Raw genomic sequence first — 22,167 nt, forward strand, 5'->3', positions numbered from 1 at the left:
CTCCGGTCATGGTGCGCTGGATCGTGGCCTATGTCGACCGGCCCCGTGATCGGTTCGCGGCGGGCGCGGCGTTCTGGACCGCCGTCACCGGCACCCGGCTGTCGGCCCGCCGGGGCGGCGACGGGGAGTGGGCCACGCTGCTGCCGGAGGACGGCGACGCCTGCGTGAAGCTCCAGGCCGTACGCGACGGCGGCGGCGCCCACGTCGATCTGGAGGTGGACGACGTCCGCGCCGAGGTGACCAGGGCCGTCGCGCTCGGCGCCGCCGTCGCGGCCGACCACGGCGACTGGGCCGTGCTCCGCTCCCCCGAGGGCAGGGCGTTCTGCCTCACCCCGTGGGAGGGGGCGGCCCGGCGGCCGCCCGTGTTCGCCGCCACCCGCCTCGACCAGGTCTGCCTCGACGTCGCCCCCGGCGCGTACGGCGAGGAGGTGGCGTTCTGGGCGGCGCTGACCGGATGGCCCCCGCTCACCGGCTCGCTGCCCGAGTTCACGGTGCTGCGAAGCCCGGACATGCCCGTACGCCTCCTGCTGCAGCGGCTCGGCGACGGGCCGGGCCGCACCGCCCACGTCGATCTGGCCTGCGCCGATCCCGAGGCCGCCCGCGTACGGCACGAGCGGCACGGGGCGGCGTTCGTGGCGCGCGGGCGGCACTGGATCGTCATGCGCGACCCGGCCGGCGGGGTCTACTGCCTCACCGGACGGGACCCCGAGACCGGCTCCCTGCCCGGGTGACCACCCCCGGGTTGGTTCCCGGCCGCGTTCCCGGGCGTCAGGCGGCGGGGCGCAGGTGCCGCAGCGCGGCGGCGAGCCGGGCGAGCTCGGCCAGCATCGCGTCCGCCGAGCTGTCCATCACGTCGTTGGGCCGCAGGCCGCCCTCCGCGTCGACGAACTGGGTGACGAACGGGATCGAGACCGCCTCGGACACCGGCACCATCTTCAGCGTGGTGACGACCTGCTTGAGCATCTGCACCGCGCGCGTCCCGGCGGAGACCCCGCCGTAGCTGACGAACCCGACCGGCTTGTACTGCCACTCGTGGTGCAGGTAGTCGATGGCGTTCTTCAGCACCGCGTTGAAGCCGTAGTTGTACTCCGGGGTGACGAACACGAAGGCGTCGCCGCGTTCGATGGTCGCGCTCCACTCCTTGGTGTGCTGGTTGACGTACTGCCGCAGCCGGGGGTGGTGGGGCTCGTCCAGGAACGGGAGGTTCACCTCCGCCAGGTCGACGAGCTCGACCTCGAACGCGTCGTGCGCGACCGCGCGCTCCCGGAACCACCGCGCGACCGGCAGCCCCGTCCGCCCCGGTCGCGTGCTGGCGACGACGATCTGCAGAACCGGCTTCCCCACGATTCCCCCATTTAGCGATCCAAGGGATATAACGCCCACCACGGTACGCCGTGATCGGAACGGGCACCGACCGGGTCTCCCCATCCCGGGAGGCCCGGTGTCCTGCGGGGTTACCGGCCCGAGAACCGCTTCGCGACGTCGCGGGCCCATCGCGCGGCCTCGGCCGCCTGAGCCCCGGTCACGGGCGCGCCGGGCATCCCGCCCAGGCGCTCCACCTGCTCGGCGTAGCGCAGGTGCTCCCGGTGCGCGTGCTCGCGGCACGCGAGGCAGGTGACGCTCTCCGGACGAGGCGAGGTCATCGCGTACGGCACCTGGAGACCGCACCCGGTGGTGACGACGCTCGGCGCGTCGGGCGCGCGCCCCAGCGACGACGTGAGCAGACCGCGGTAGACGGCACCGGCCTGCATGACCTTCTGCTCGACATGGATGTGCGGGTCTGTCTCGGTCATCCGCCGCACGCACCTCCGTCCGCGTCGTCCAGGTATGAGGCTCCGGAGCGAGACTAACGCGTGGGCCCGGTGCCGCACGCGGCCGTCTTCGGCGGGCGAGGCGGCGGCTGACGACGCGGCGCCGGATCTGATCGCCACCCTCGAAGATCCGCGTGATTTGGCCGATGATCCTTCCGGTGGCACGGCGACGGGGTCCAATTGAGGCATGAGCAATGACTCGGACGCCTCCTCCGGCCACCCGGCTTCCCCGCTCTCCAAGTACGGCAGGCGCCTCTTACCAGGCTTGTACAAGGCCGCGACTCTTTCTGCGATCGCATTGACCGTCGCCACCACCTATACGTTGATCGATCGGATTCCAGCTCCCGCGATCAACCCGCTGAGCCCTGTCTGGATCTTGACTGGTGCCCTCCTGTCGATGCCGTATGTCGCCCTCGGAGTTCTGGATCGGCTGCGACGTGGCCGGGACCGGCGACGACTCGACGCGGCCGCCGACGAGCCCGGCAAGCGGCTGAACGACCGGATCAGAGCAGTCAGCGACGCGTTCACCGAAGCGGCGACCCTGATGAACGAGCTCCAGCGCGATCTCAAAGCGCAGCAGGCGGCCCGCGAAGCGCTCCTCACCGAAGCCGAACGGCAGCAGAAGCTTCTTGAAGTCGACAAGGAGCAGGCCGAGAAGATCCGGGAGATTCTGATCGGCGAGACAAAGGCCACCATTCGCGCCGAGCGGCGCCAGCAGCTGCTGTTCTTCGCGCTCGGCCTGGTGGCGTCCGTGCCCATAGGCGTTCTCGTCAACTGGATCAGCTGAGCCGTGGAACCGGCTTTCCGTCCTCCGCTCCGCGATGCCGGCTCCGAGGATCGGTACGGATATGAGGCGACAGGGCCCCTGCCTGCGGTGCTGGCCGGAACAGGACACCGGCACCCCTTGATTACCTCTCCCCCGGTGAGAAGGTGGAGTCCCCGGATCGAAGAGGACAACGATGTCACACACTCACGCTCAGGGCTCTGACGCGCGAACCCAGGCGATCGTGCGGGAACTGGCCGTAGTCCACCAGCTCGCCGCGAAGGACCATCAGGTAGGGGAACCCGGGCTGTACTCCCGGATCATGGTGATCGTCGACGGCAACATCCCTTCCCAGGGCGACGATGAAAGCTGCTACCTGACCCCGGTCGCGGCGCCCAGGTCCGGCCAGGGCTACTACACCCTCACGAGGGCAGACGGTGCCGAACGTCCCGCGGAGATCAGCGTGGACGAGGCCAGGCTCTCGCAGCAGGACAGCGAGGTCACCACTCTGCTCGAGGCCTACGAGTGGATGACCGGCCGGGGATTCGACGTCGCCGCCCAGAGCGTCCAGGTCATCCTGATCAGCAACATCGGGCCGTGCACGGGCTGCAAGGCCCGCCTCCGGATCTTCCAGAGTGACCTCCTCGCCGCGGCCAAGGAGGCCGGGAGCAACGTCCCCTTCATCGTCGAGAGCGTCTACGACACCCCCGAAGCCTCCCTGGACAGGACACGGGGCAACAAGATTCCCACAACGTACGGTTATCCGGACGCGGTGAGGACGCCGTACGACATCTCGGGCCGGCAGGGCACGTACTGGGTCTACAGGCTGCCCAGCCTCCAGTGACGGTGGCGCTCCGACCAGGCCGATGCGCTACCTGGCGAGGTGGCGGCTGATGACGAGGCGCTGGATCTGGTTGGTGCCCTCGAAGATCTGCATGATCTTGGCCTCGCGCATGTAGCGCTCGACCCGGAACTCGCGCGTGTAGCCGTACCCGCCGAAGACCTGGACCGCGTCGGTGGTGACCCGCATCGCGGTGTCGGTCGCGACCAGTTTGGCGACGCTGGCCTGCCTGCTGTACGGCAGTCCGGCGTCGCGGCGGCGGGCCGCGTCGACGTAGGTGGCGCGGGCGGCGTCGACTCCGGCGGCCATGTCGGCGAGCAGGAAGCCGAGCCCCTGATGGTCGATGATCTTCTTGCCGAACGTCTCGCGCTCCTTGGCGTACGCGACGGCCTCGTCGAGCGCGGCCTGGGCGAGCCCGGTCGCGCAGGCGGCGATGCCCAGCCTGCCGGAGTCGAGCGCCCCGAAGGCGATGGAGAGGCCCTGTCCCTCCGCGCCGATGAGCCGGTCCGCCTCGATCACCGCGCCGTCCCAGTGCGCGGTGGTGGTCGGGATGGCGTGCAGGCCCATCTTCTCCTCGGGGCGGCCGAACGTCAGGCCCTCGGCCGCGCCGGGTGCGAGGAAGCAGGAGACGCCGCGCGAGCCCGGGCCGGTGCGGGCGAACAGCGCGTAGAAGTCCGCCCGGCCGCCGTGCGTGATCCACGCCTTGGTGCCGGTGATCCGGTAGCCGCCCTCGGTCTTCTCGGCCCTGCAGGTCAGGGCGGCGGCGTCGGAGCCGGCCTGCGGCTCCGACAGGCTGTAGCCGCCGATCAGCCGCCCGGCCAGCATGTCCGGCAGCAGGCGCTCCCGCTGCTCCGCCGTGCCGTACTCCGCCAGGGGGAAGCAGGCCAGCGTGTGGACGCTGACCGCGACCGCGACGGCCGCCCACCGCGCCGCGAGTTCCTCGATGACCTGGAGATACACCTCGTACGGCTGGCCGCTCCCGCCGTACTCCTCCGGATAGGGCAGGCCGAGCAGCCCGGCGGAGCCGAGCGTGGCGAACAGCCCCTCGGGATAGGTCTCGGCGCGCTCGTGCTCGTCGACGCGGCGGGCGAGCTCCTTGTCGGCGATCTCCCGGGTCAGCTCGATCAGGTCCCGGGCGTCCTGCCCGGGCAGCAGCCGCTCGACAGTCACCGTGCCTCCCCAATCACTGTGCCTCCACGGGTGACGGGTCGTCCAGCCGGGCGAGAAGGGTCGCGGCTTGGTCGCGGAACTCGGCCACCCTGGCGAGCTTGATGCCCTCGTAGCCGCGGATCATGTCCGGCAGCGCGGCGATCTCGGCGACGGCGGCGGCGTTCGCCGGAGTGAGCCGGTCGAGAGCCCGCCGCACCAGCTCGCGGTACTCCCCGGGCAACGTGCGCTCCACCCTGCGGACGGCGGCGTACCCGAACACGTCGGCAGCGGTGCCCCGCAGCGCGCGGGCGGCGCGCAGCCCGCGGAACACGACGCCGGCGGACCGGCGCAGCCTGATCTTACGCTTCAGGCCCATCGCCCTGAGCAGCGGCGGATGCAGCAGCACCGACACGTCGGCGTCCGCGCCGAACTCCCGCTCGCGCCTGGCGCGCTCCACCGGGTCGAGGTGCAGCCGCGCGACCTCGTACTCGTCCTTGTACGCCAGCAGCTTGTGCAGCCCCCGGGCGTACGCGATCGCGATCCGGTCGCCCGCCTTCTCCCCCGCGCGCTCGGCGGCCAGGGCGGCCACCCGGCGCACCTCGCGGGCGTACGACCCGGCGTACCCGGCGTTCTGGTATCCGGTCAGGTCGGCGGTTCGCACGGCCAGCGTGTCTTCCAGGGTCTCCTCCGCCGTCTCCTCCCGGGTCTCGTGCAGGGCCGCGGTCCCCGGGATCGCGGCCCGGAACACGGCCCCGAGCACGGCCTCGCGGTCCAGTACGGCGGCCCGGCCCCACCGGAACGCGGCGAGGTTCGTCTCGACGGCGGCCCCGTTGAGCCCGATCGCCCGCTCTATGGCGTCCGCCGAGAGCGGCAGGCAGCCGTGCTGGTAGGCCGCGCCGACCAGCAGGAGGTTGGCGGGCATGTGGTCGCCGAACAGCGCGTCGGACAGCGCCCCCGCGTCCAGGTGGACGTTGCCGCCCGGCACGGTGGCCGACTCCAGGCGGGCGAGCGCGTCCTCGGGCCCGGGAAGCGCGGCGCGGCCGGTCAGCATGGCGGCGGTCGGCACGATCGCGGTGTTCACGACGGCGACCGTGCGTCCGGGTGAGGCGACGGCGAGGGTGCCGTCCGCGGCGGCGCCGAGCAGGTCGAAGCAGAGCAGGACGTCGGCCGCGCCCCGGGTGGCGCGCACCGAGCCCGTGATCGGGTGCGGGGAGAGGCGCACGTCGCTGACGACCGGGCCGCCCTTCTGCGCCAGCCCGGTCTGGTCGAGCCCGGCGGCGTGCAGGCCGTCCAGGTGCGCGGCCATCTGGAGGATCTGTGAGACGGTGACCACCCCGGTGCCGCCGATGCCGGGCAGCCGCAGCAGAACCGGCCGCCCGGAGAACCTCGGCGCCGGCTCGGTCAGCGCGACCGGCGGCGCGGGCACCGCGTCCCGGACCCGCGGGCGGGGCTCGACGAGCAGGAACGAGGGGCAGTCGCCCTTGAGACAGCTCAGGTCGGAGTTGCACGACGCCTGGTGGATGCGGGTCTTGCGGCCGAACTCGGTCTCCACCGGCTGGACCGACAGGCAGGTGGACGCCTCGCCGCAGTCGCCGCAGCCCTCGCACACCCGCTCGTTGACCACCACCTTCGCCGTCGGCGTGGGCAGTTTGCCGCGTTTGCGCAGCCGCCGCTCCTCCGCCGCGCAGCGGTCGTCGTGGACCAGCACGGTCACCCCGTCGACCTCGGCGAGTTCCCGTTCCACCTCCTGGAGGTCGTCACGGTGCCGTACGGACGCGATCGGCGCCAGCCGGACGCCGCGGTAGGTCTCCGGCTCGGGCGTGGTGACCACGATCCGGCGCACCCCCTCGGCGGCCAGCGACCGCGTGAGCGCGGGCACGTCGAGGCGGCCCTCGGCACGCTGCCCGCCGGTCATCGCCACCGCGTCGTTGTAGAGCAGCTTGTAGGTGATCGAGACGCCGGCGGCCACGGCGGCGCGGATCGCCAGCGAACCCGAGTGGTGGAAGGTGCCGTCGCCGAGGTTCTGGGTGAAGTGCCGGTCGGAGGTGAAGGGGGCGAGGCCGAACCACAGCGCGCCCTCGCCGCCCATCTGCGTCATGCCGACCTGCCTGCCGCGCCCCTCGGTGTGGAGCGCGACCATCGCGTGACAGCCGATGCCCGGGCCGACCAGCGTGTCGCCGGAGGCGCGGGTGGAGATGTTGTGCGGGCAGCCCGAGCAGAAGTACGGCGTGCGGGCCGCCACCAGCGGAAGCAGGGGACGCACCGCGGGACGGGCGGACAGGACCACCGCGCGGCGGGGCAGCCGCTCCTTGCCGAGGCAGACGGCGAGCGCCTCGGCGACGTCCTCGGCGGAGAGGCCGCCACGGGCGGTCAGCAGCCCGCGGCCGACGACGTCGGGCCGGTGATCGGTGTCGTACAACGCCTGCTTGAGATGGCCCTCCAGGAACGGCACCTTGTCCTCGACCACCAGCACCCGGTCGAGGCCCGCGGCCATGGCCGCGAGGTGGTCGTACGCGAGGGGGAACGGCATGGCGAGCCGGATGAGCCGCAGGCCGAGGTCGTCCATGGCGGTCTCGTCCAGGCCGAGGTCGGCGAGGGCGCGCAGGACCACCGCGTAGGAGGTGCCGGACGCGAGCACGCCCGTCGTGGCCCGCGGCGCGTCGTGCGTCACCCGGTTGAGGTCGTGGGCGCGGGCGTACTCGCGGGCCAGGCCGAGCCTGCGGGTGAGCATGTCGTGCTCGGCGTCGAGCGAGGCCGGGCCCACCAGCGTGGGCGGCGCGCCCCGGGGGGTGCGGTCCGGCACGGGGACGCCCTCGCGGAGCGGCCCGAGGCCGACGGTCGCCGAGGAGTCGGCGACGTCGGTGACGATCTTCATCCCGGCCCACAGACCGGTGGCCCGCGACAGCGCCACGGCGTGCAGCCCGAGCTCGATGATCTCCGCGACGGATCCGGGGGCGAACAGCGGCATCGACAGGCTCTGGCACATCGGCTCGCACGTGCTGGGGACGGTCGACGACTTGCTGCCGGGGTCGTCGCCGATCCAGGCCACCGCGCCGCCGAGCGCCGCCGTCCCGGCGACGTTGCCGTGCCGGATCGCGTCCGCCGCGCGGTCGAGGCCGGGGTTCTTGCCGTACCAGAAGCCGGTCACGCCCTCGTGCCGGCGGCCCGGCAGCAGGTCGAGCAACTGCGTGCCGGCGACCGCCGTCGCCGCGAGCTCCTCGTTCAGCGCGGGTTTGGCCACCACGCCCGCCTCGGCCAGGAACCGCGCGGCCCGCGCCATCTCCAGGTCGACCCCGCCGAGCGGCGAGCCGGGGTACCCGGAGACGAAGACCCGCGTGTCCAGGCCGCGCGCGGCGTCCAGGCGGCGCTGCTCAAGTGTCAGGCGGACCAGCGCCTGGACGCCCGACATCAGCACGGTGCCGCTCTCGGCGGCGTACCTGTCGTCGAGCGAGACGGGACGCGGAGACATGCTCACACTCACGCGAACCTCCTGGGCTACTGGGGGGTGACCCACAGCACAGCAATCTCCCGCCCCGTACGCAAGCACGGCGCGGCAGACAGCGGCCACGACGCAAAACTATGAAGAATCGCTCTCATATGAGTACTGTTCTTTGCGTCGGTTACGGAGGTGGCCCCATCGCGGAGATAGACGAGATCGACCATCAGGTGCTACGCCTGCTGCGCGAGGACGGGCGCAGGACCTTCTCGGAGATGGCGGCCGAGATCGGCCTGTCGGTGGCCGCGGTGAAGCGGCGCGTCGACCGGCTGCGTGAGATCGGCGTCATCACGGGCTTCACCGTGCGGGTCGACTACGCCAAGCTCGGCTGGGGCATCGAGGCGTTCACCGAACTGCGGTATCCCGGCACGACCCCGGTCGCGAAGATCATCCGCACCGCCACGGACGTGCCCGAGGTGCAGGAGGTGTTCACGATCGCCGGCGATCCGGACGCGCTCATCCACGTCCGCGTCCGCGACCTCAGCCACCTTCAGCAGGTGATCGACCGGCTGCGCCGCGCCGGCGACGTGACCGGCACCAAGACCCTGCTGGTGCTCGGCTCCTGGACCCGCGGCACCGGGTCGGCCACAGACACCCGGTCGGCCACAGACACCGGCCCGGCCGGAGAGCCCGGTCGCCGCCCTCCCCGCTGACGCCTCCGGAGGCATCGCGGGACCCACGGCATCCGCTTCCCCGGCATGTCCCCGGCCGCACAGCGGGGGCCCGGCCGTTTCGGACGTCGCGCGTCTGATGCGTCCCGGAGATCCCGGCGGCCGCGGCCGTGGCGGGCGTCTCGCGTCGCGAGCGTCCCGGCGATTCGACGGCCCGGGAACGGTCAGTTCGGCCGGCCGCCGACGCCGCCGGCGTCGAGGAAGCTGATCAGCGGGCCGTCGGCGAGGCGGCCGTCGCGGTGCGCCTTCTGCAGCTCGCGGACCAGGTCGTAGACGCGCCTCGCGCCCTTGTCCCCCCGGCCTCTGCCTCTGCCCCGGTCGTGGAGGAGATCCCTCGCCGCCTTCCTGATCGTGTCGTGCGCCCGGCGGGCCAGCCCCTGCTCGATGCCGCCCCGGCTCTCCTGCTCCTGTACGGCGTGGTCGAACGCGGCCAGCCACTCCTGATATCCCCCGTAGACGCGGCGCACCGGGGTGGGGGGCGCGGGCGTGGGCCTGCCGGACGCCCGCGGCGTCGGGGGCGTCGGGCGCGGCGAGGCGGTCCGCGTGGGGGTGGCCGAGGTCTCGGCGCGGGTGGTCGTCTCCGTGGGAGCGGCGGCCGTGGACCCGCTCTGCCCTCCGGGTCCGGACAGCGCCGCCACCCCGATGACGATCACGGCCAGGCCCGCCACCGCCGCCCCCAGCCGGATGAGCGTCCGCCGTTCGGGCGATCCGCCCGCCGCCGACGGCCCGGCCGGCCCACCTGGCGACGTCCCTCCGTACGGCGGCCCGCCGAAGGAGGGCACGTCCAGCAGCGCGGTGTCCCCCGCGCGGGCGCCGCCCCCGGCGGCGGGGGGCCTCGCGGCCGGGTGTGGGGCGGTGAGGGCGACGGCGGCCAGGACCTGGCGCGCGACCTCCGCTCCGGGGCGGGCGGCGGGGTCCTTGGCCAGCAGCGCCATGATCAGCCGCTCCAGCTCGGCGGGGATCTCCGGCCGATGCCGGCTCGGCGGCACCGGAGCCTGGTGGATGTGCCGGTACACCAGTTCCGGAGCCGACCCGGTGAACGGCGGGTGCCCGCACAGCAACTCGTAGCAGACGCACCCCAACGCGTAGAGGTCGCAGGCCGCCCCGGCGCCCCGGCCCTCGATCTGTTCGGGAGCCAGGTAGGCGGCGGTGCCGACGACGGCGCCCACCGCGGTGAGCCGCGCCGCCTCCGTCGCGACCTGCGCGACGCCGAAGTCGACCACCTTGAGCGCGCCGTTCGCCGTCCGGTGCAGGTTGGCGGGCTTGACGTCCCGGTGCACGACCCCGGCGCGATGCGCGGCGTCCAGTCCCGCGGCGGCCTGGCTCGTCAGGTCGCACGCCTCCGCCACGGAGTATCGGCCCCGGTCGGCCAGTTCGTCGGCCAGGCTGCGACCGGTGAGCAGTTCCATCACCAGGTACGGCCGGGCGTCCTCCTCACCGACGTCCAGCACGGTCACCACGTTGGGGTGGACGATCCGGGCGGCCGCCCTGGCCTCGCGGGCGAAGCGCTCCCGTGACGCGACCCCGGCGACCTGCGGCGCGAGGATCTTGACCGCGACGGGGCGGTGGGCCCGCAGGTCCCGGCCCCGCCAGACCTCGCCCATCCCGCCCCGGCCGATCAGCCCCTCCAGCTCGTAACGACCGCCGAGCACGGACGGCACCACGTCCCGCACCTCCCAGCCTCGCGCACATGATCGGGAGCCAACCTATCCTCCCCGGAGGCCGGGAGAGAGCGCGTGCCGGCTCACCCTGGGACGGCGGCCCGGGCGAAGATCCCTGAAACTTCCAGAGGACCGGCCCGCGACGCGGGGCGGACCCGCCACCGCGCACCGGCGGCCCGGCGCGCGCCGTACCAGTGCGGCTTCCGGGCGCGTCGCCCCGGCCCGTCAGCGCGCCGGGAGCGGCGGAGCGCACGCAGGCTTTTCGTGCCTTGACACCTTTCATGGTCGTTTTCACACTGTCCCGAGACGGCTCCCCTGCCTGGTCGGTGGTGGTGGCGGGGGTCGCCGGAAGTGGCACGCGTGCCGCGTCCGGCGACGCGGCGGGCCGTGGGTTTCACGTGCCTGGACCGTCATGTCCACGGCTCGATCAGTGTGAACCGGGCGGGAACGCCGCGCCGCGAGCACCGGAGGCGAACAGGTGACCGGATCCACGGATCCGTCGTTCCCAGCCTGTTCCTCCATCTGCGTACGGTTCACACACGCGAACAAGCCGACCGGGGAACCTCGGGCGGCACCACCGCACACGGCGGCCTCGCCTCCGTGTCCCTCACTGGAGTGTGCATTGACCACGTTGGCAAGACTCCGTACGGCGCTCGTCGCCGCCTCGGCGGCGGGGATGGCGCTGACGGCCGCTCCGGCCGGCGGCGCCTCAGCGTCGGCGGTTCCCGCCGCCGCCCCGGCCGCGGCGCGGCTGGCCTCCTGGCCGTCCCCGAGCGGCCAGCAGGCCGTCGGCGCCACGATCAGCGTCTCGGGAACGTACGACGGGAAGCTCAAGCGCTACTACGGCACCGGCGCCCTCGGCTCCGGCGGTCAGCAGGAGGGCCAGTCGCCGATATTCAAGCTGGCCGACGGCGCCGTGCTGAAGAACGTCGTCCTCGGCTCCCCCGCGGCCGACGGCATCCACTGCACGGGCACCTGCACGCTGCAGAACGTGTGGTGGGAGGACGTCGGCGAGGACGCCGCGACCTTCAAGGGCACCTCGTCGTCGCAGACGATGACGGTCGACGGCGGCGGCGCGAGGGCGGCCAGCGACAAGGTCTTCCAGCACAACGGCCCGGGCACCATGGTCATCAAGAACTTCCAGGTGCAGAACTTCGGCAAGCTCTACCGGTCGTGCGGCAACTGCTCCAAGCAGTACAAGCGCAACGTCGTCATCCAGAACGTCACCGCGACCACGCCGGGCAAGGTCCTCGCCGGCATCAACACCAACTACGGCGACACGGCGCGCTTCTCGCAGATCACGATCGTGAACGACGGGAGCAGGAAGGTCGTCGTCTGTGACAAGTACAAGGGCGTGACCAGCGGGGAGCCGACGCGGATCGGCAGCGGCGCCGACGGCGTCAACTGCCTCTACTCGTCGTCGGACATCGTCTACCGGTAGACCCGGTCCGCGCCCTCCATGACGTCCGGTCCCGGCGGCGGCTCCCCTTCCCGCCGCCGGGACCGGCCCGACCGTCGCGACAGGTCCTCCAGCAGGCGCACCGCCCGGGCGGCCTGCCGGTACGGCACGAAGAGGTGATCATGGTGGAAACCGGCGACGACGTTGCAGCTCAGGCCCGCCGCGGCGAGCTCCCGCGCGACGGCGGCGGTCAGCCCGACCGCGTCGAGCGCCGAGTGGACCCCCAGCGTGATCCACCCGGCGACGTAGTCGTACTTCAGTCCCGCCGCGTCGGCGTCCCGCTGCGGCACGACCAGCGTGAGCCCCTCGTCCTCTGCCACCGTGACGACGGGACGGACCCCGGGCGGGATCTCGCCGTCGACGGTGGTGAACACGTAGCGCCCCGGATTCGGCCGCGGGCGCATCGTGGTCAGCAGTTCACGCAGGTCGGTCTCGCCGCTCACGATCGGCAGCCTACAAGCGCGCCTCACCGGGCCACCGATCACGAGCACGAGCTCACGAGGTCCACCAGGCGGTCCGGCCGCCGCACATGAGACTCCGGCACTCACGCATCGAAGTGTTAACGCTAACAGTGGGAGGTTTCCGATGAACGCCCGTTCACCGGTGCGCGGCGCTCTGGCGTCGGCGCTCACGTTGCTCCTGGCCCTGGGCCTCGGGCTCGTCCTGACCGGCCCGGCCCGGGCGGCGACGATCGACACGAACGCGTCGTACGTGCTGGTCAACCGCAACAGCGGCAAGGTCCTGGACGTCTACAACTGGGCCACCAACGACGGCGCGCCGCTGGTGCAGTACTCCCGTAACGACGGGGCCTGGCAGCAGTGGCAGTTCGTCGACTCCGGCGGCGGCTACTACCGCCTCAAGTCGCGGCACAGCGGCAAGGTCGTCGACATCTCCGGCCGCTCGACCGCCGACGGGGCCGACGTCATCCAGTACACCGACAAGAACGCCACGAACCAGCAGTTCCGGGTCGTCGACACCGACAGCGGCTACGTCAAGCTCATCAACCGCAACAGCGGCAAGGCCCTCGAAGTCTGGGAGTGGTCCACCGCCGACGCCGGCCGCATCTCCCAGTACACCGACCTCAACGGCGCCAACCAGCAGTGGCAGCTCGTCAAGCTCGTCGCCTACCCCGACCCGGGCTACGTCACCGGTGACGTCGGCGCGCACGACCCCGAGGTGACCAAGAAGCCGGACGGCTCCTACCTGCTCGCGTACACCGGCGACAACATCGCGCTCAAGACCTCGACCGACCGGACCGCCTGGCGCAACGCGGGCGTCGCGTTCCCCGGCGGGGCCTCGTGGACCCATGCCTACACCAACGGCAGCAACACGCTGTGGGCGCCGGACATCACGTACCTCAACGGCAGGTACTACATGTACTACGCGGCCTCGACCTTCGGCTCCAACCACTCGGGGATCTTCCTGGCGACGAGCACGACCGGGGCATCGGGGTCGTGGACGAACCAGGGCCTGGTCATCGAGTCGAACACCTCGGACAACTGGAACGCCATCGACCCCAACCTCGTCGTCGACGACCAGGGCCGCTGGTGGCTCGACTTCGGCTCGTTCTGGTCGGGGATCAAGATGGTCCAGCTCGACCCGGCGACCGGAAAGCGGCTGAACAACACCGTTCTCAGCATCTCGGGCCGTAACGGCGGTGCGACCGAGGCACCGTTCATCTACCGGCACGGCGGCTACTACTACCAGTTCGTCTCCTTCGACCTGTGCTGCAAGGGCGCGTCGAGCACGTACCGGATCATGGTGGGCCGCTCCACCTCGGTCACGGGCCCGTACGTCGACCGCAACGGGACCGCGATGACCTCGGGAGGCGGCACGCAGGTGCTGGCCGGGCACGGGAGCATCCACGGCCCCGGCCACCAGGCCGTCCTCGCCGACAACGACGGGGACATCCTCTTCTACCACTGGTACGCCGACGACGGATCCTCGCGTCTCGGCATCAACAAGCTCGGCTGGGACAGCGCGGGCTGGCCCTACGTCTACTGACCGACCGATCGCGTCGGCCACCCCTCGCGACGACGCGCGCCGGCGGCGGGCACGGCGGACGTCTGCCGCCACTGTGATCGCCTCCCGGCGCGCGCGTCAAGAGGGGTGGGCCCGCGACGGCCGCGGTCGTGGAACTTTCGCCCCGGCCGCAAATCGGGCCTTGACGCGGGAGAGTCAGAAGTCAAAACTGAGCACCGATCCCCACGCATGACTGTGAGGCGGCGGTTCACAGTTGTGAATGTTAGCGCTAACAAGGATGGTACGCACGTCAGCCAGAGTCACCCCCCACCAGAAAGGCACAAAGCTCATCATGATCTCCGCATTACGACGCCTGAAGACGGCATCGCTGGCCGCGGGCTCGGCGATCACGCTCACGGCCGGTCTGCTGGCCGGTCTCTCCGCACCGACGGAGGCCGCGACGCAGGGTCCGTGTGACATCTACGCCGCGGGCGGCACCCCGTGTGTCGCGGCGCACAGCACGACCCGCGCCCTGTACGGCAGTTACAACGGCCCGCTCTACCAGGTGCGCCGCTCCTCGGACAACACCACCCGGGACATCGGCGTGCTGAGCGCCGGAGGAGTCGCCAACGCCGCGACCCAGGACTCGTTCTGCGCCGGGACGACCTGCCTGATCACGATCATCTACGACCAGTCGGGCCGCAACAACCGCCTCACCCAGGCGCCTCCCGGCGGCTTCTCGGGCCCGGCCGCGGGCGGGTACGACAACCTCGCCAACGCGACCGCCGCGCCGATCACGGTCGGCGGCCAGAAGGCGTACGGCGTCTACGTCGCGCCCGGCACCGGCTACCGCAACAACGCCACCAACGGCGTCGCCAAGGGCGACCAGCCGGAGGGCATGTACGCCGTCTTCGACGGCACCCACTACAACGGCGGCTGCTGCTTCGACTACGGCAACGCCGAGACCAACAGCCGTGACAACGGCAACGGCACCATGGAGGCCATCTACTTCGGCAACATCAAGGTCTGGGGCTACGGCGCCGGCAACGGCCCGTGGATCATGGCCGACCTGGAGAACGGCCTGTTCTCCGGCGTCAACCAGAAGTACAACGCGGGCGACCCGAGCATCAGCCACCGCTTCCTGACGGCCATCATCAAGGGCGAGCCGAACCACTGGGCCATCCGCGGCGGCAACGCGCAGTCGGGCGGCCTGGGCACCTTCTACGACGGCGTGCGTCCCAACGTCGCGGGTTACAACCCGATGAAGAAGGAAGGGGCCATCATCCTCGGCATCGGGGGTGACAACAGCATCGGCGCCCGCGGCACCTTCTACGAGGGCGTGATGACCTCCGGCTACCCGACGGCGGCCACCGAGGACGCGGTGCAGGCGAACATCGTCGCCGCCGGCTACGCCACGGGCGGCGGCAACCCGGGCACCGGACAGCAGATCGTGGGCGGCCAGTCCGGCCGCTGTGTCGACGTGCCGAACAGCAGCACCACCAACGGCACCCAGGTGCAGCTGTGGGACTGCAGCGGCCAGAGCAACCAGCGCTGGACCGCCACCTCCAGCAAGGAGCTCCAGGTGTACGGCAACAAGTGCCTCGACGCCTACGCGAAGGGCACGACCAACGGCACCCAGGTGGTCATCTGGGACTGCAACGGCGGAACCAACCAGCAGTGGAACGTCAACTCCAACGGCACGATCACCGGTGTGCAGTCGGGGCTGTGCCTGGACGCGAACTCGGCCGCCACCGCCAACGGCACGAAGCTCATCCTCTGGGCCTGCAACGGCGGAAACAACCAGCAGTGGAGCCTGCGCAACTGAGCCCCCGCCCGATCCGCGCGTGATCCGCGCATGACCTTCGGCCGGGCACCTTCCTGACCAGGCGTCCGGCCGTACGGCGGAGCCGCCCCCGCACCCGTGTGGGGGCGGCTCTCCCGTGTTCCGGCGGCTCCCCCACGGCACCCGCGCGCGAAAAAAGTTGCATCAGGCAAAATGCCTGGTAAACACACATTTCGCCGTCCGCAAAAGGCCGTGCCGCGGGGGCCGCGCCGTTTGGGAGGAGTGGCATCGGGAAGGGCGACCGGCGAGCCGCTCGAAGCCGCGGAACCTCGAAAAACCTCGACGCGGCGGGGCGCGGTGGCACGGCCGTCGCGGCCGCCGCCGGCCCGATCCGTCCACGGTCTACCCGAACGGAGAGGCAGATGACTGAGATCGTCGGTGAGAGCCTGGCCAGACGGCTGGTGGAATGGGGAGTCGACACGATCTTCGGGCTCCCCGGTGACGGCATCAACGGCCTGATGGAGGGTTTCCGGCGGCAACGGGAGAAGATCCGCTTCATCCTGGTCCACCACGAGGAGGCCGCCGCGTTCATGGCCACCGGCTACGCCAAGGCCACCGGCAGGCTCGGCGTGTGCGCCGCGACCTCCGGCCCCGGCGCGATCCACCTGCTCAACGGGCTGTACGACGCCAAGCTGGACCACGTCCCGGTGCTGGCGCTGACCGGCATGCAGGAGACCTCCGTCCTCGGCACCCACTACCAGCAGGAAGTGCATCTCGACCGGCTCTACCAGGACCTGGCCGCGTACAACCTGATGATCACCAACCCGCAGCAGATGCCGGGGGTGGTGGACCTCGCGATACGCAACGCGCTGACCAGGCGGACGGTCTCCCACCTGACCTTCCCCAACGACATCCAGGTCGCCGCCGCGGCCGAGGACCCCTACCGGCACGTCGGCCCCGGCACCCCGCCGGCCAGCATGCCCAACCGCTCCGTTGCGCCGCTGCGGCCCGCCGAGGACGAACTGGCCCGCGCCGCCGACGTGCTGCGGCAGGGCGGCAAGATCGCCATGCTGGTCGGGGTCGGCGCCCGCCACGCCCGCGACGAGGTCCTGGCCGTCGCCGAGAAGCTCGCGAGCCCGATCGTGAAGACCCTGCCGGGCAAGTTCACGGTGCCCGACGACCACCCGCTGACCACCGGCGGGCTGGGCCTCCTCGGCACCGCGCCCAGCGAGGAGCTCATGGAGGAGTGCGACACGCTGTTCATGATCGGCACCTCCTTCCCGTACGGGAAGTATCTGCCGCCGGAGGGGCAGGCCCGGGTGGTGCAGATCGACGCCGACCCCACCCTGCTGGGCATCCGGAGGCCCACCGAGGCGCCGGTCGCCGCCGACGCGAGACTCGCCCTCCAGGCGCTGCTGCCGATGCTGGACGAGGCCAAGGACCGGTCGTTCCTGGAGAAGTACCAGCGGAAGATGGACGACTGGCGCTCGGACATGAAGGCGCTGCAGGACCCCTCCCGCGACCCCATCGCCCCGCAGTACCTCATGGGGTGCGTGGACGAGGCCGCGGCCGGCGACGCGATCCTGACCTGCGACTCGGGCACGATCGCCACCTGGGCCGCCCGGCACTGGACGATCCGCGGCGGCCGGGAGTTCTACCTGTCGGGCAACCTCGCCACGATGGCCCCCGGCCTGCCGTACGCGATCGGGATCCAGCACGCCTATCCGGGCCGGCAGGTGGTCGCCTTCGTCGGCGACGGCGGTTTCGCCATGCTCATGGCCGACTTCCTCACCGCCGTCCGGCACGGCCTGCCGATCAAGGTCGTCGTCAACAACAACAACTCCTACGGGCAGATCCTGTGGGAGCAGATCATCCTCGGCTACCCGGAGTACGCCGTACGCCACCAGCGGCCCGAGGCCGACTTCGCCGCCTGGGCCCGCGCCTGCGGGGCGTACGGAGCGAAGATCAAGGACCCCGGCGACCTGCCCGGCGCGATCCGCGAGGCGCTCGCCCACGACGGCCCCGCCCTGGTCGACTGCGACGTCGACCCCAACGAGCCGCCCATGCCCGGCAGGGTCAAGTACGACCAGGCCAAGCACTTCGCCGAGGCGTTCCTGCGCGGTCAGCCGCACAAGGCGAGCACTCTGGCCGCCGTCGCCCGCGACAAGATCAACGAGCTGCTGTCATGACGGAGACACTGCACCTCCTGCCCGGCCCCGTGACGGTCCCTCCCCCGCCCGGCGGCGGCGGGGTGGATCTCGCGGCGCTCGAACGCGACCTCAGGGGGGCGGTGGACGGCGAGGTCCGCTTCGACGCGACGATGCGCGGCGCCTACTCCACCGACGCGTCCAACTACCGCCAGGTGCCCCTCGGGGTGGTGGTCCCCCGTACGGTCGACGCGGCGGTGGCGGCGGTGGCGGTCTGCCGCCGGCACGGCGCGCCCCTGCTGTCCCGGGGCGGCGGCACCAGCCTCGCCGGTGAGTGCGTGAACACCGCCGTGGTGATCGACTGGTCCAAACACTGCGACCGGCTGCTGGAGGTCGACCCGGAGAACCGCACCTGCCTGGTGGAGCCGGGCATCGTGCTGGACGTACTCAACGAGCGGCTGCTCGGCACCGGCCTGGAGTTCGGCCCGAGGCCCTCCACGCACAACCACTGCACGATCGGCGGGATGATCGGCAACAACTCCTGCGGGGCGACCGCCCAGCGGGCCGGCAAGGTCGTCGACAACATCGCCGAGATGGAGGTACTCCTCTACGACGGCACCCGGATGTGGGTGGGCGAGACCGGCGACGAGGAGTACGCGGCGATCCAGCGGCAGGGCGGCCGGAAGGCCGAGGTCTACGCCCGGCTGCGGGCGCTGCGCGACACGTACCTGGAGCCGATCCGCACCCGCTACCCGCACATCCCGCGGCGGGTGTCCGGTTACAACCTCGACAGCCTGCTGCCCGAGAAGCGCTTCAACGTGGCCCAGGCCCTGATCGGCTCCGAGGGCACCCTCGTCACGGTGCTGCGGGCCAGGCTGAAGCTGATCCCGGTGGTCAGGGCGCGCACCATGGCGTACGTGGCCTTCCCCGGCATCGCCGCCGCCGGGGACGCCGTGCCGGCGGTCCTGCCGCACCGGCCGATCGCCCTGGAGGGCATCGACGACAAGCTGATCCGTTACCAGCGCGAGGTCCACCTCAACGCCGAGGCGCTGAAGAAGCTGCCGGAGGGCGGCGCGTGGCTGCTGATCCAGATGGGCGGCGAGGACAAGGACGACGCCGACCGCAGGGCCGAGGAGGTGCTGCGGTCGCTCGGCAGGCGGCGCGGCGACGCCGGCGTGGCCGTCTTCGACGACCCGAAGCTGGAAGAGCAGATGTGGCAGATCCGGGAGTCGGGCCTCGGCGCGACGGCCCGCGTGCCCGGGCTGCCCGACACCTGGCCGGGCTGGGAGGACTCGGCGGTCTCCCCCGACCGGCTGGGCGACTATCTGCGCGATCTCAATCAGCTGTTCGAGAGGTACGGCTACGGGCAGACCTCGGTCTACGGGCACTTCGGGCAGGGCTGCGTGCACTGCCGCATCCCGTTCGACCTCACGTCGGCCGAGGGGGTGGCGGCGTTCCGCTCCTTCCTGGAGGAGGCCGCCGACCTGGTGGTCGCGTACGGCGGGTCGTTCTCGGGCGAGCACGGCGACGGGCAGGCCCGCGCGGAACTGCTGCCGAAGATGTTCGGCGACGAACTCGTCGAGGCGTTCGGCCGGTTCAAGGCGATCTTCGACCCCGGCGACCGGATGAACCCCGGCAAGGTGGCCGCGCCGTACCCGCTCGACGACCTGCTGCGGCTGGGCGCCGACTACAACCACGGCGACGTGGCCACGCACTTCGGGTATCCCCACGACGGGGGCAGCTTCGGCCGCGCGGTGCTGCGGTGCGTCGGCGTGGGCAACTGCCGCCGTCACGAGGGCGGGGTGATGTGCCCGTCCTACATGGTCACCCGGGCCGAGGAGCACTCCACCCGGGGCCGGGCCCGGCTGCTGTTCGAGATGCTGGACGGCACGGCGCGGGGCGGCGCGGTGGCGCACGGCTGGCGGTCGCGGGCCGTCCACGAGGCGCTCGACCTGTGCCTGGCCTGCAAGGGCTGCAAGTCCGACTGCCCGGTCAACGTCGACATGGCGACGTACAAGGCGGAGTTCCTGTCCCACCACTACGAGGGGCGGCCGCGCCCGCGCGCCCACTACTCGATGGGGTGGCTGCCCGTGTGGGCGAGGCTCGCGGCGTACGCGCCGCGGGTGGCCAACGCGCTGTCGCACGCGCCGGGGACGGCCCGGCTGGCGAAGGCCGCCGCGGGGGTGGACCGGCGGCGGGAGCTGCCGCTGTTCGCGCCGCGGACCTTCCGGGAGTGGTTCGCGGGCCGCGAACCGGCCGGCGACGGGTCGCGCGGGGAGGTCGTGCTGTGGCCCGACACCTTCAGCGACCACTTCCACCCCGAGGTCGCGCGGGCGGCGGTCGAGGTGATGGAGTCGGCCGGGTGGCGGGTCCGCGTGCCGGACCGCGCCGTGTGCTGCGGCCTCACCTGGATCTCCACCGGCCAGCTCGCGACGGCCAAGAAGGTGCTGCGCCGTACGCTCGACGAACTGCGGCCGCATCTGCGGGCGGGCACGCTCGTGGTCGGCCTGGAGCCGAGCTGCACCGCCGTCTTCCGCGGCGACGCGCCGGAACTGTTCCCCGACGACGAGGACGTGCGGCGGCTCGCCGGCCACACGGTGACGCTCGCCGAACTGCTGCACGACCGCACGCCGGGATGGAAGCCGCCGAGGGTGCCGCGCGAGGCGCTGGTGCAGGTGCACTGTCACCAGCACGCGGTCATGCGGCACCGGGCCGACGAGGCGCTGCTCGACGCCGCCGGGGTGGACGCCGAGGTGCTCGACTCCGGCTGCTGCGGCCTGGCGGGGAACTTCGGGTTCGAGGAGGGGCACCACGAGGTGTCGGAGGCCTGCGCCGAACGGGTGCTGATGCCCGCCGTACGGCGGGCCGATCCCGCGACGGTGCTGCTCGCCGACGGGTTCAGCTGCCGTACGCAGATCGAGCAGGGCGACGCGGACGGCCGCCGCGCGATGCACCTGGCCGAGTTGCTGCGCGCCGGGCTGCTCGGCGACCGGGGGGACACGCCGTGCCCGGAGGAGACGTACGCCCTCCGGCCCGCGCCACCCTCGGCGGCGGCCCGGGCAGTCGCGACCGCCGCCGTCGCGACCGCCGCGGCCGTGGCGGGCGGCGCGCTGCTCGCGGGGCGGCGGCTGCCGCGGAGGTGAGCCGGTGACGACCGGGCCCGAAACGCCCGCACGGCTCAGCGCGCGGGCGTACACGATCCCGGCCGACTTCCCCGAGGCCGACGGGACGCTCGCGTGGACGAGCACGACGATCGTGGTCGTCCACGCGGGCGCCGGCGGCGTGCGCGGGCTCGGCTGGACCTACGGCCCCGCCGCCACCGCGTCGGTGGTGACGGACGTGCTGGCCCCCGCCGTCGCCGATCTCGACCCGGACGACGTGCCGGGCGCGTGGACGGCGATGGCCCGCGCGATCCGCAACGCGGGACGGCCCGGGATCGCCGGGCTGGCGCTGTCGGCGGCCGACAACGCCCTGTGGGACCTCAAGGCGCGCCGGCACGGGCTGCCGCTGGCCCGCCTCCTCGGCGGGGCCCGCACCGCCGTGCCGGTGTACGGCAGCGGCGGCTTCACCACCTACGACGCGGAACGGCAGCACCGGCAGCTCGCCCACTGGGCCCACGAGCTGGGCATCCCCCGCGTCAAGATCAAGATCGGGGAGTCGTGGGGGCGGCGCCCCGGGCGGGACCTGGAGCGCATGGCCGCCGCGCGGCGGACCATCGGCGACGACGCCGAGCTGTTCGTCGACGCCAACGGCGCCTACACCCGCAAGCAGGCCGTGCGGCTGCTGGACCGGGCCGCCGATCTCGACGTGCGGTGGTTCGAGGAACCGGTCTCCTCCGACGACCTGCAGGGCCTCGGGCTCGTCCGCGATCTCGTGCGGGCCGACGTGACCGCCGGGGAGTACGGCTACGACCTCGTCTACTTCGAACGCATGGCGCCATACGTGGACTGCCTGCAGATCGACGTCACCCGGTGCGGCGGGATCAGCGAGTTCCTGCGCGCGGCGGCCGTCGCCGCCGCCCACGGGCTGGAGGTCTCCGGGCACTGCGCCCCGCACCAGCACCTGGCGGTCGCGGCCGCGGTGCCGAACCTCCGGCATCTGGAGTGGTTCCACGACCACGTGCGGATCGAGAGCATGGTGTTCGACGGGGCCGCCTCGCCGGTGGGCGGCGAGGCGCCGGTCGACCGCGCCGGCCCCGGCAACGGGCTCACGTTCAGGGAGGAGACCGCCGCCCCCTGGCGCGTCGTCTGACCTCTTCCGGGACCGGTGGTCCGTGAAAAGGGATATTTCCTGACTCGGCGTGTCCATACTCGGTTACGATCTTGGCGAGATTCCGCCAACCCGGTGGCACGGCGTACCCGTCCGGGATGTGCTTCACCCGGTCCGCCGCCGGCGGAGATCCAGCAGGAACCCGAGTAGGAAAT

The 22,167-nt window shown here is 72.2% G+C and carries 16 protein-coding genes; 10 read left to right on the top strand and 6 right to left on the bottom strand.

Annotated elements, in window-relative coordinates:
- Nucleotides 1-8: 8 nt before the first annotated feature.
- Nucleotides 9-731, top strand: coding sequence for a VOC family protein (locus tag HHX33_RS05495; RefSeq protein ID WP_182873604.1), 723 nt, complete (start codon nt 9-11; stop codon nt 729-731).
- A gap of 37 nt (nt 732-768) precedes the next feature.
- Here the strand turns inward: HHX33_RS05495 and HHX33_RS05500 are convergent, their stop codons facing one another.
- Both HHX33_RS05500 and HHX33_RS05505 read right to left on the bottom strand, forming a co-directional pair.
- Nucleotides 769-1,344 carry an NAD(P)H-dependent oxidoreductase gene (locus HHX33_RS05500; RefSeq protein WP_310741227.1) on the bottom strand — a complete coding sequence of 192 codons (576 nt, stop codon included), beginning with the start codon at nt 1,342-1,344 and terminating at the stop codon, nt 769-771.
- Nucleotides 1,345-1,454: 110 nt separating this feature from the next.
- Nucleotides 1,455-1,793 (bottom strand): hypothetical protein, encoded by a 339-nt coding sequence (locus HHX33_RS05505; RefSeq protein ID WP_182873606.1) that lies wholly within the window; start codon nt 1,791-1,793, stop codon nt 1,455-1,457.
- 205 nt (nt 1,794-1,998) lie between these two features.
- On the opposite strand from HHX33_RS05505, the gene HHX33_RS05510 reads away from it, so the two are divergent.
- Entirely contained in the window at nt 1,999-2,598 is a 600-nt protein-coding gene (locus HHX33_RS05510) for a DUF349 domain-containing protein (RefSeq protein WP_182873607.1), read from the top strand.
- A gap of 172 nt (nt 2,599-2,770) precedes the next feature.
- Complete coding sequence (locus HHX33_RS05515; RefSeq protein ID WP_182873608.1) at nt 2,771-3,418, top strand: hypothetical protein; 648 nt, start codon at nt 2,771-2,773, stop codon at nt 3,416-3,418.
- Between the two features lie 27 nt (nt 3,419-3,445).
- Here the strand turns inward: HHX33_RS05515 and HHX33_RS05520 are convergent, their stop codons facing one another.
- A complete protein-coding gene (locus HHX33_RS05520) occupies nt 3,446-4,585 on the bottom strand; it encodes an acyl-CoA dehydrogenase family protein (protein ID WP_138460871.1) in 1,140 nt (379 codons plus the stop codon).
- Between the two features lie 13 nt (nt 4,586-4,598).
- A complete protein-coding gene (locus tag HHX33_RS05525) occupies nt 4,599-8,045 on the bottom strand; it encodes an indolepyruvate ferredoxin oxidoreductase family protein (RefSeq protein ID WP_310741228.1) in 3,447 nt (1,148 codons plus the stop codon).
- Nucleotides 8,046-8,161: 116 nt separating this feature from the next.
- Here HHX33_RS05525 and HHX33_RS05530 point away from each other — a divergent pair, with 116 nt between their 5' ends.
- The gene (locus HHX33_RS05530; protein ID WP_220501499.1) at nt 8,162-8,713 is read left to right on the top strand and encodes an Lrp/AsnC family transcriptional regulator; all 552 of its coding nucleotides are present in this window, start codon (nt 8,162-8,164) and stop codon (nt 8,711-8,713) included.
- Nucleotides 8,714-8,895: 182 nt separating this feature from the next.
- On the opposite strand, the gene HHX33_RS05535 is transcribed toward HHX33_RS05530, so the two are convergent.
- On the bottom strand, nt 8,896-10,395 hold the full coding sequence (locus tag HHX33_RS05535; protein ID WP_182873609.1) for a serine/threonine-protein kinase: 1,500 nt from the start codon (nt 10,393-10,395) through the stop codon (nt 8,896-8,898).
- 619 nt (nt 10,396-11,014) lie between these two features.
- Between HHX33_RS05535 and HHX33_RS05540 the strand changes: the two genes are divergently transcribed.
- Complete coding sequence (locus HHX33_RS05540) at nt 11,015-11,833, top strand: pectate lyase (RefSeq protein ID WP_259402153.1); 819 nt, start codon at nt 11,015-11,017, stop codon at nt 11,831-11,833.
- On the opposite strand, the gene HHX33_RS05545 is transcribed toward HHX33_RS05540, so the two are convergent.
- Nucleotides 11,824-12,294, bottom strand: a complete 471-nt coding sequence (locus tag HHX33_RS05545; protein ID WP_182873610.1) for an ACT domain-containing protein — start codon at nt 12,292-12,294, stop codon at nt 11,824-11,826. The two genes, HHX33_RS05540 and HHX33_RS05545, sit on opposite strands and share 10 nt — an antisense overlap.
- Nucleotides 12,295-12,436: 142 nt before the next feature.
- Here HHX33_RS05545 and HHX33_RS35615 point away from each other — a divergent pair, with 142 nt between their 5' ends.
- The 5 genes from HHX33_RS35615 to HHX33_RS05570 all read left to right on the top strand — a co-directional run bounded on the left by HHX33_RS35615 (nt 12,437) and on the right by HHX33_RS05570 (nt 21,994).
- Nucleotides 12,437-13,855, top strand: a complete 1,419-nt coding sequence (locus HHX33_RS35615) for a family 43 glycosylhydrolase (protein ID WP_182873611.1) — start codon at nt 12,437-12,439, stop codon at nt 13,853-13,855.
- 310 nt (nt 13,856-14,165) lie between these two features.
- Nucleotides 14,166-15,638, top strand: coding sequence for an arabinofuranosidase catalytic domain-containing protein (locus HHX33_RS35620; protein ID WP_182873612.1), 1,473 nt, complete (start codon nt 14,166-14,168; stop codon nt 15,636-15,638).
- A gap of 380 nt (nt 15,639-16,018) precedes the next feature.
- Nucleotides 16,019-17,785 (top strand): thiamine pyrophosphate-dependent enzyme, encoded by a 1,767-nt coding sequence (locus HHX33_RS05560; protein WP_182873613.1) that lies wholly within the window; start codon nt 16,019-16,021, stop codon nt 17,783-17,785.
- The gene (locus tag HHX33_RS05565; protein WP_182873614.1) at nt 17,782-20,886 is read left to right on the top strand and encodes an FAD-binding and (Fe-S)-binding domain-containing protein; all 3,105 of its coding nucleotides are present in this window, start codon (nt 17,782-17,784) and stop codon (nt 20,884-20,886) included. The genes HHX33_RS05560 and HHX33_RS05565 overlap by 4 nt, the downstream gene beginning before the upstream one ends.
- A 4-nt stretch (nt 20,887-20,890) precedes the next feature.
- Nucleotides 20,891-21,994: an enolase C-terminal domain-like protein gene (locus tag HHX33_RS05570; RefSeq protein WP_182873615.1), complete on the top strand. Its 1,104-nt coding sequence runs from the start codon at nt 20,891-20,893 to the stop codon at nt 21,992-21,994.
- The last annotated feature ends 173 nt before the right edge of the window (nt 21,995-22,167 follow it).

It is taken from the genome of Microbispora sp. H10670 (assembly GCF_014161385.1).
GTDB classification, from domain to species: domain Bacteria; phylum Actinomycetota; class Actinomycetes; order Streptosporangiales; family Streptosporangiaceae; genus Microbispora; species Microbispora triticiradicis.